At 39.5% G+C, this 8,154-nt stretch carries 12 protein-coding genes; 7 read left to right on the top strand and 5 right to left on the bottom strand.

What is annotated here, in order from left to right:
- The 4 genes from UC75_RS22080 to bioD all read left to right on the top strand — a co-directional run.
- A partial coding sequence (locus UC75_RS22080; protein WP_228137441.1) for an aminotransferase class III-fold pyridoxal phosphate-dependent enzyme occupies window positions 1-290 on the top strand: 290 nt, incomplete at its 5' end.
- Window position 291: 1 nt separating this feature from the next.
- Window positions 292-1,449, top strand: a complete 1,158-nt coding sequence (locus UC75_RS16135) for an 8-amino-7-oxononanoate synthase (RefSeq protein WP_049838169.1) — start codon at window positions 292-294, stop codon at window positions 1,447-1,449.
- Window positions 1,446-2,195 carry a malonyl-ACP O-methyltransferase BioC gene (gene bioC / locus UC75_RS16130; RefSeq protein WP_049838168.1) on the top strand — a complete coding sequence of 250 codons (750 nt, stop codon included), beginning with the start codon at window positions 1,446-1,448 and terminating at the stop codon, window positions 2,193-2,195. The genes UC75_RS16135 and bioC overlap by 4 nt, the downstream gene beginning before the upstream one ends.
- A complete protein-coding gene (gene bioD, locus UC75_RS16125) occupies window positions 2,196-2,840 on the top strand; it encodes a dethiobiotin synthase (RefSeq protein WP_049838167.1) in 645 nt (214 codons plus the stop codon). It abuts the gene before it with no gap.
- A 59-nt stretch (window positions 2,841-2,899) separates the two neighbouring features.
- On the opposite strand, the gene rluB is transcribed toward bioD, so the two are convergent.
- From rluB to UC75_RS16100, 5 genes are all read right to left on the bottom strand, one after another.
- A complete protein-coding gene (gene rluB / locus UC75_RS16120) occupies window positions 2,900-3,823 on the bottom strand; it encodes a 23S rRNA pseudouridine(2605) synthase RluB (RefSeq protein ID WP_004794225.1) in 924 nt (307 codons plus the stop codon).
- Between the two features lie 41 nt (window positions 3,824-3,864).
- Window positions 3,865-4,458 (bottom strand): SMC-Scp complex subunit ScpB, encoded by a 594-nt coding sequence (gene scpB / locus UC75_RS16115; protein WP_004794223.1) that lies wholly within the window; start codon window positions 4,456-4,458, stop codon window positions 3,865-3,867.
- Window positions 4,455-5,246 (bottom strand): segregation and condensation protein A, encoded by a 792-nt coding sequence (locus UC75_RS16110; protein WP_049838166.1) that lies wholly within the window; start codon window positions 5,244-5,246, stop codon window positions 4,455-4,457. The genes scpB and UC75_RS16110 overlap by 4 nt, the downstream gene beginning before the upstream one ends.
- A 223-nt stretch (window positions 5,247-5,469) precedes the next feature.
- A complete protein-coding gene (locus UC75_RS16105) occupies window positions 5,470-6,087 on the bottom strand; it encodes an L-threonylcarbamoyladenylate synthase (RefSeq protein ID WP_004794219.1) in 618 nt (205 codons plus the stop codon).
- A gap of 89 nt (window positions 6,088-6,176) precedes the next feature.
- Window positions 6,177-6,839: an elongation factor P hydroxylase gene (locus UC75_RS16100; RefSeq protein WP_049838165.1), complete on the bottom strand. Its 663-nt coding sequence runs from the start codon at window positions 6,837-6,839 to the stop codon at window positions 6,177-6,179.
- 96 nt (window positions 6,840-6,935) lie between these two features.
- On the opposite strand from UC75_RS16100, the gene UC75_RS16095 reads away from it, so the two are divergent.
- The 3 genes from UC75_RS16095 to UC75_RS22075 all read left to right on the top strand — a co-directional run.
- Window positions 6,936-7,496, top strand: a complete 561-nt coding sequence (locus UC75_RS16095; RefSeq protein WP_004794216.1) for a YceD family protein — start codon at window positions 6,936-6,938, stop codon at window positions 7,494-7,496.
- A 74-nt stretch (window positions 7,497-7,570) separates the two neighbouring features.
- Window positions 7,571-7,756: a 50S ribosomal protein L32 gene (gene rpmF / locus UC75_RS16090; protein WP_000290730.1), complete on the top strand. Its 186-nt coding sequence runs from the start codon at window positions 7,571-7,573 to the stop codon at window positions 7,754-7,756.
- A 151-nt stretch (window positions 7,757-7,907) separates the two neighbouring features.
- A partial coding sequence (locus UC75_RS22075) for an ACP S-malonyltransferase (protein ID WP_416202224.1) occupies window positions 7,908-8,154 on the top strand: 247 nt, incomplete at its 3' end.

The raw sequence follows: 8,154 nt of genomic DNA, 5'->3' as shown, positions 1-8,154 counted from the left end.
AAGCCAATATTAAGCGAATTGAGCAACAACTTAGCCAATATTTAACGCCTTTAAGTCAGCTTGATTATGTTGCTGATGTACGAGTGCTAGGTGCAATTGGGGTAGTAGAACTTACCTTTAATGTCGATATGAAAACTTTACAGCAACAATTTGTAGATCGTGGAATTTGGATTCGTCCTTTTGGCAAACTGGTTTATGTGATGCCACCGTATGTCATCACTCAACAAAAGCTAAGTGATTTGCTTGAACAATTGGTTGACGTTGTTAAAACGTTACAGGGAGCACATTAAGATGTCATTGCTTGATCATTTTGCTAACGAGCTAGATGAGTTAAAACAACAAGGTAATTTCAGACAATTTACCCAAAATGTGCAGCATGGGCGTTTTATTACAATTCAAAATAAAACAATGCTCAACTTAGCTTCAAATGATTATCTTGGACTGGCGGCTGATTTAAATCTTCGCCAAGAGTTTTTAGATAGCTTGCCGTTAGAGCGGAGCTATTTTAGTTCTTCATCGGCCCGTTTATTGACAGGTAACTTTGATGAATATGAACAGTTGGAAAATAGCCTAAGTAGAGCATTTGGTGGTCGGTCGGCTCTGCTATTTAATAGTGGCTATCACATGAATATTGGTATTTTGCCTGCTGTTGCTGATAGTAAAACTTTAATTTTGGCAGATAAGTTAGTCCATGCGAGCATGATTGACGGTATACGTCTATCTGGTGCGCAGTATGTGCGTTATCGACATAATGATTTACAGCACTTAGAACAACTTCTGCAAAAGTATCATGATGATGACAAGATTGAACGAATCATTGTGGTCACAGAAAGTATTTTTAGTATGGATGGTGATGAAACGGATTTAGCCGCATTAGTCCAGCTTAAAAAACGTTTTGCTAAAACCATGCTATATGTCGATGAAGCACACTCAATTGGTGCTCGTGGTCAGCAAGGCTTAGGATGTGCTGAACAATATAATGTGATTCAGGAAATTGATTTTCTAGTTGGTACCTTCGGTAAAGCATTAGCAGCAGTTGGTGGTTACATTATTTGCGATCCAATTATTAAAGACTATCTTATTAATAAAATGCGTCCGCTTATTTTTACGACCTCTCAACCTCCTATTATTGTAGCTTGGGTAAACTTTATATTCCAAAAAGTATTAGTTGCTCAACCTCAGCGTGAACACTTAAAAAATATTAGCCAATATCTTCAACAAGCCGTTGTACAAAAGGGTTATGTAAGCCCGTCGACTAGTCATATTGTTCCAGTTATTGTTGGAGAAAGTCAGGCTGCGATCGATAAGGCAAAACACGTTCAAGAAAGCGGCTTTTATGCCATGCCTGTACGCCCACCAACAGTACCTAAAAATAGTGCGCGTTTGCGTATTTCTTTAACGTCAATGGTACAGCAACATGAGCTTGAAGAATTGGTGAGTTTTCTGTGAGTTTGAATAAAAACTTGGTTGCCCAGCGTTTTGCCAAAGCTGGGCAAAGCTATTCAGAGCATGCAATTGTTCAAAAACAAATTTGTCAAAATTTAACGGGCTTACTAAAGCAGTTTTGCCCAAGTACGATGTCACGTGTTTTTGAAATCGGTTGTGGTTCTGGCAATTTAACTCGTCTTATTACTGCATCTTTTCAGATTGAAGAGTTAATTTTGAATGATCTGTATGCAGATGTGCAGCAGCACTTCAATCATCAAGAAAATCTGAAATGGTTGATTGGGGATATTGAAACTTTAGAGTTTCCCCAGCAGCTCGATATGATTGTTTCAGGTTCTGCTTTGCAATGGATGCAGGATTTACCGCGTTTACTCGAACGTTGTAATGGGGCTTTAGTTGATCAAGGCTGGTTATGCTTCTCAACATTCGGCTCTCAGAATTTAATGGAAATTAAAGAGCTGACAGGCCAAGGCTTAAGTTATTGGTCATTTGAAAGTTGGAATAGTGCCTTAACTCATGCTGGTTTTGAGATTTTGCATTTGTCAGAGTCGGAAACTCAGCTCTATTTTGATTCGCCTAAAGCCGTGTTACAGCATTTAAAAGCAACAGGAGTAACGGCAACTGCTCAGCATCGTTGGACTAAGCAAACTCTACAACAGTTTTATCAAGATTATGATCGGTTTAAGTACGCTGAGGGATATTCCCTAACATACCATCCGATTTATTGTATTGCCCGGAGAGTGAAGTAAATGAGTGGCCAGATCTATTTTGTGAGTGGGATTGATACCGACATTGGTAAAACCTACGCTACAGGTTTTTTAGCAAAATTATGGACTGAGCAGGGTAAAAAAGTGATTACCCAAAAACTCATTCAGACGGGTAATGCTGATATTTCTGAAGATATTGAAAAGCATCGTGAAATTATGGGGCAGGGCTGGTTTCAAGAAGATCATGACAAGCTAACTATGCCTGAAATTTTTAGCTATCCTGCTTCGCCTCATCTTGCAACACGCCTAGATAACCGAGAAATTGATTTTCAAAAAATTGAAAATGCGACGCAAACATTGGCAGAGCGTTTTGAAATTGTATTGTTAGAAGGTGCGGGCGGCTTAATGGTGCCACTAACTACCAGTCTGCTTAGCATTGATTATGTTGCTCAGCACCAGTTCCCAGTTATTTTGGTAACATCAGGCCGTTTAGGAAGTATTAACCATACTTTACTTAGTCTTGAAGCACTTAAGTCTCGTGGCCTTAAATTAAAAGCTTTGGTCTATAACTTAAAAGATGAATCAAAAGATCCATTAATTTCTCAAGATACTTCAAACTATCTGAAAGACTATTTAGCAGTTCATTTCCCTCAAGCTGAATGGATTGAACTGGAAAAAATGAATTAAATTAAAAAAGATATAAAAAAACCGCTCTGATTTGAGCGGTTTTTTTATATCATTAAATCTTAGAACTTCTTAGAACCACGGTTAAAACCAGTCGATTTACGTTGGTTACCCGTGTTAGCCGGAGCTTCTTTTTCTTCATCACGACGTTGTTGGCGTAAGTAACCGCCACGACGAGCAGCCATTGGCTTTTCAGTCATACGGTCAGTACGACGTTTTGCCATACCAAATAAACCTGTACCTTGACGTGGTTTTAACTCAACAGATTTTGCTAGATTATCGATATCAGTTTTATCGAGTTCCATCCAGCGGCCAGTACGTAATTCGCGTGGTAAAATAACTGTACCGTAGCGCGTACGCAATAAGCGGCTTACTTTAAGTTCTTGTGATTCAAAAATACGACGAACCTCACGGTTACGGCCTTCTTTCACCACAACTTGGTACCAGCGGTTAATACCTTCACCGCCAATTTCCGAGAAAGATTCAAATTTAGCAGGGCCATCTTCAAGTTCTACGCCATTTACCATGTTTTGGCGTATTTTAGGTGTTACTTCACCCATAACTCGAACAGCATATTCACGTTCAACTTCATTTGACGGGTGCATTAAGCGGTTAGCAAGCTCACCATCATTTGTAAATAGTAATAAGCCAGTACTGTTAATATCTAGACGACCTACCATTACCCAGCGGTCATTCGCGATTTGTGGCAAATGATCAAATACAGTCGGGCGTTTTTCAGGATCATTACGTGAACAGATTTCGCCTTCTGGCTTATAGTAAATCAATACACGGCGACGAATTTCGTCTTCAATTTGAAACTGAACTTTACGGCCATCAATGCGTAATTCATCGCCTGGTTCAATGCGCTCACCCACTTGGGCAACACGACCGTTTACACTCACGCGTCCTGCGGCAATAACCTCTTCCATATATCGGCGGGAACCTAATCCGATTCGCGCTAATACTTTTTGCAATTTTTCACTCATGACAGCACAACCTTAGACATAATGATCAACAGTCCACCTCTTTATGATTTCGGTGCATTTGCATCGAGAGCCATAAAGGCTTCCTTGGCGTTCTGTAGGGGAGGCAATTGGCCTAGCGATGCTAGACCAAAAGCATTCAGAAACTGAGGCGTTGTAATTAGCAACGCGGGTCTTCCGGGTAAATCTCTAAAACCGGCTTCTTTAATCCAGTTCCAGTCAAATAGTGTTCTAAGAATCTGACTATTATTAGACACACCACGAATTTGTTCAATATCAGCGCGGGTAACCGGTTGATGATAAGCAATGACAGCCAGGGTTTCTAGTAATGAAGGCGACAGTTTTGTTGGTCGCTCTGGCCAAATTTGAGCAATAATACTACGATATTTAGATCGTACCTGAAAGCGAAACCCTTGCGCTGTTTCAATCAACTCAATAGATCGGCCATGTTGTAATAGCGCGAGCTGTTGTAAAAGTTGACGAAGCTGTTGTTTATTGTATTGATTATTAAATGCTTCTTTTAAACGGGCAATTGAAACGGGCGCTTCACTGGCAAAAATAATAGCTTCAAGTTGTAATAAGACTTCGTGATGGATGTCAGCTAATGACAAATCCGTATTATTTTGTTCAAAGCTCATATTGAAGATCCTTGAATTGCTAACGGAGCTTCAATACCTGAGGCAATAATTTTAATTCGCTGTTGTCGAGTTAACTCTAAAACAGCCATAAATGTCACAACCATTCCCATGCGACCTTGCAGAGGATTGAGTAATTCTTTAAAACTTAACACGTCACCAGACTCTAATTTCTCTTCAATATATGCAATGCGTTCTTCTAGTAAGACAGGCTCTTGAGCTACAACATGCGTAATAGGTTCTGGTCGGTTAAACACACAGAACAATGCGTCATGCAATGCTGAAATATCATAGCCTTCATAAACAGGAGCAATATGACCTAAGCTCACATTTGCGCTGAATGTATCACGCTCAAGAATTGGCATTTGACCCAAACATTCAGCCGCTTGCTTGATACGTAGATAGGTTTCAAGTCGGTCAATAAGTTCTTGTTTAGGGTCTTTTTCAATACTGATGATTGTTGGCTTTGGTAAAAGCAGGCGAGACTTTAAATCTGCCAATAAAGCGGCCATCACCATATAATCAGCGGTTAACTCAATATTTAAGGATTTCATACTATCCATATAAGTTAAATATTGAGTTGCTATAGGCGCAATATCGACGTGAATTAAATCAAAACCGTTTTTTTGAATCAGATAAATTAAAAAATCTAGGGGACCTTCAAACTGTTCGAGCAAAATCTCAAATGCAGCAGGAGGAATATAGAGATCTTCAGGAATCTTGTCATGCCACTCATCTAAAACACGGATGTGTGGAGCGTCTTCCATGGATTGATGAAGTGATTGATTCATTACGATTATAAGCCACGCGAATTTTCAAAAGCATGAGACTTGTTATTCAAGTCAAAGAGAGCTGTAAACAGAAGAACAGCAGATAGTGAAAATCATTCTAAATGAATTGTGCCTTTTAATAAATTACTTAACGACTAAAGTGTAAAAAAAATCCAAAATAAATAAAGAGTATTTTTTTGAGTGATAATACTTTTTTTAAAACTATTGGTAAAATTGTAAGTGCTTATTCAAAAGCACTTACATCGCCAATACCACGACGGATAATTTCAGGATGCTCACCCGATAAGTCAACAATACTTGTGCTTGTTAAAGTACCGAAACCACCATCAATAAATACATCGATTCGTTTATCTAGCTGATTTTCTATATCGTAAGGATCATCTAGAGGGTCTTCTTGGCCCGGTAAAATTAATGTACTCGTAAGTAGGGGCTCACCAAGCTCTTGTAATAAAGCCTGACAAATTGGATTACTTGGAATACGTAAGCCAATCGTTTTCTTTTTAGGATGCATTAACCTACGAGGAACTTCACTTGTTGCAGGTAAAATGAATGTCGTTATAGCAGGGGTATTCGCTTTCAATAAACGATATGTCGCATTATCAACTTTTGCATACGTTGCAATATCTGATAAGTCACAGCACATAATGGCATATTGATGTTTAGGTCCTAAACCACGAATCTGCGCAATACGTTCCATGGCATTTTTATTACCGATTTGACATCCAATCGCGTAGGCTGCATCGGTAGGATAAACCACAACATCTCCGGCACGAATGCGTTCAACCGCTTGGCTAATAAGGCGTTGCTGTGGATTTTCAGGATGTACATGTAAATGCATCATATTTTAGAGACTCCATCACGCCAGTGTTAAAATAATTATTAGGCTTTTTAAACAGCCTATGCAAGTAATTAACGTGGTTTTTTTGTCAATTAATCAAGGAGTTCACGTTTAAATTCATTTAATTGTAATGCTAGGCCTGAACGTGTACATTGGCAAATAAAACCAATAAATGCTGCTGCATCACGTGGCAACTTGGCTTCACCTGAAAAGTAACGTTGTACTTGAGCATAGACATTATCTTTAAATATTTTGCCATCTCCGCCATCACCTGTCAGGTTATCAAGCGAGACTCTAAATTTTCTACCAAAAGACTGTGCAAACAACCATTCAATTGCCTGAGGCTTAATTTCTACTTGTTCAAATAGACTTTGCTGTTCTTGCGTACGGCCATCGGGAGCGTACCAATATCCTAGATCCGGTAATAGACGTCTTTTTTCACCTGCAATAGACCAATGACTAATTTCATGCAAGGCACTATTAAAGAAACCATGGGCAAATTGAATCTTGGCAGGTTCCATATTTGTTGCAGGGAAATATTCTGGTTCAAAATCTCCACGAACTAATGTCACATTATGGTGGGAAAACCAGTGATTAAAGTGTAAAATAAGCCAATCGACTTGCTCAGACTCCGATTTTGAGCTTGACCATGGTGAGAGTTGCACTATGTCAGGTACAAGAGTGTTCTGATGAGTTGAATGGGTGCAAACGAGTAATGAAGTGTTAACTTCAGGTTGCGGCTGCAACAGGTGCATTGCTTAATTTACCCCGAGTTCTGTCTAAAGAAGTGCAAAATTGTATCTTAATCTTTGACAGAGTACCGATGAATTTGTAGAATTGCCGCCTTAATTATGTCAGCAAATACCTTTCCGGCACAGATTGAGCCGTTTAAATGGGCTGAACAAGGCTTTACATGGTCAGGTCAACTGCCCCTGTCTCGCTTTGCTCGTATCGCTCGTGAAGCTGTTGGATCAATTGATAACCAATTGATCAACATAGACTGTAAGCTATCAATGGATGCATATCATCGCATTGTGTGGATGGATGGTCATATGGACACGATAGTTCCAATGGAGTGCCAACGTTGTTTGGAACCTGTTGAAATGCCTCTTGTCTTAGACTTTCATATTGCATTAGTGGATGATGAGTCACTGATAGAGCGCTTGGATGAGGATGCTGATTTCATCGTTTTAGGTGAAAGTGAGTCTTCGACGAAAGGTGATTATGATACGCCAGCCTCGATTAACTTGCTCGCATTACTAGAAGATGAACTGTTATTGTTGATGCCTTTATCTCCCAAGCATGATGCTTGTGAAAATAAACATCAACCTACCATTCAAAATGTTGTTGAAGAAAAACGGGATAACCCGTTTGATGTTTTGGCAGGTTTGAAGGGTAAACTTAACTCATAATTTGTGATATAATTGTGAGATAAGACAACTGAATTTGTTCTGATCCATTTTTTCGATCTTTGTAAGGAGCCATCATGGCCGTTCAGCAAAACCGTAAAAGTCGCTCTCGCCGTGACATGCGCCGTTCACATGACGCTTTAACCGAGAATGCATTAACAGTAGACCAAGCAACTGGTGAAACTCATCGTCGTCACCACGTGACTAAAGACGGTTTCTACCGTGGTCGTCAATTATTCGCTAAAGCAGCTGATGCTGAATAATTGTATGATATGCATTAAGCGTGATGCTTAAGTATAGAAAAAATGGGAGCGAAAGCTCCCTTTTTTTGTTGTTTTTCGCAATTATAAAAATATAAATAACATGTTAAATTTCCGCTCCAGAAATGAGTGAAAACCCAAAAAAGGATTTCTTATGTCTGCTAAACGTCTTGAACAAGTAGCTTTAGCCACAAAAACTGCGTTTGTGTTTCCAGGTCAAGGTTCACAAAAAGTCGGTATGCTTGCTGAACTAGCAGAACAGTTTAGTGGGGTTGGGCAAACCTTTGCGGAAGCTTCAGATGCGCTTGGATTCGATCTGTGGCATATTGCGCAAAGTGGTGAAGGTCTCAACCAAACAGAAAATACCCAACCTGTGTTATTAACTGCCAGTATCGCTTTAT

The sequence above is a fragment of the Acinetobacter sp. V2 genome, assembly GCF_001188385.1.
GTDB classification, from domain to species: Bacteria; Pseudomonadota; Gammaproteobacteria; order Pseudomonadales; family Moraxellaceae; genus Acinetobacter; species Acinetobacter oleivorans.
Note: the sequence above shows the minus strand (reverse complement) of the source record. Positions and strands in the feature narration are given on the sequence as shown.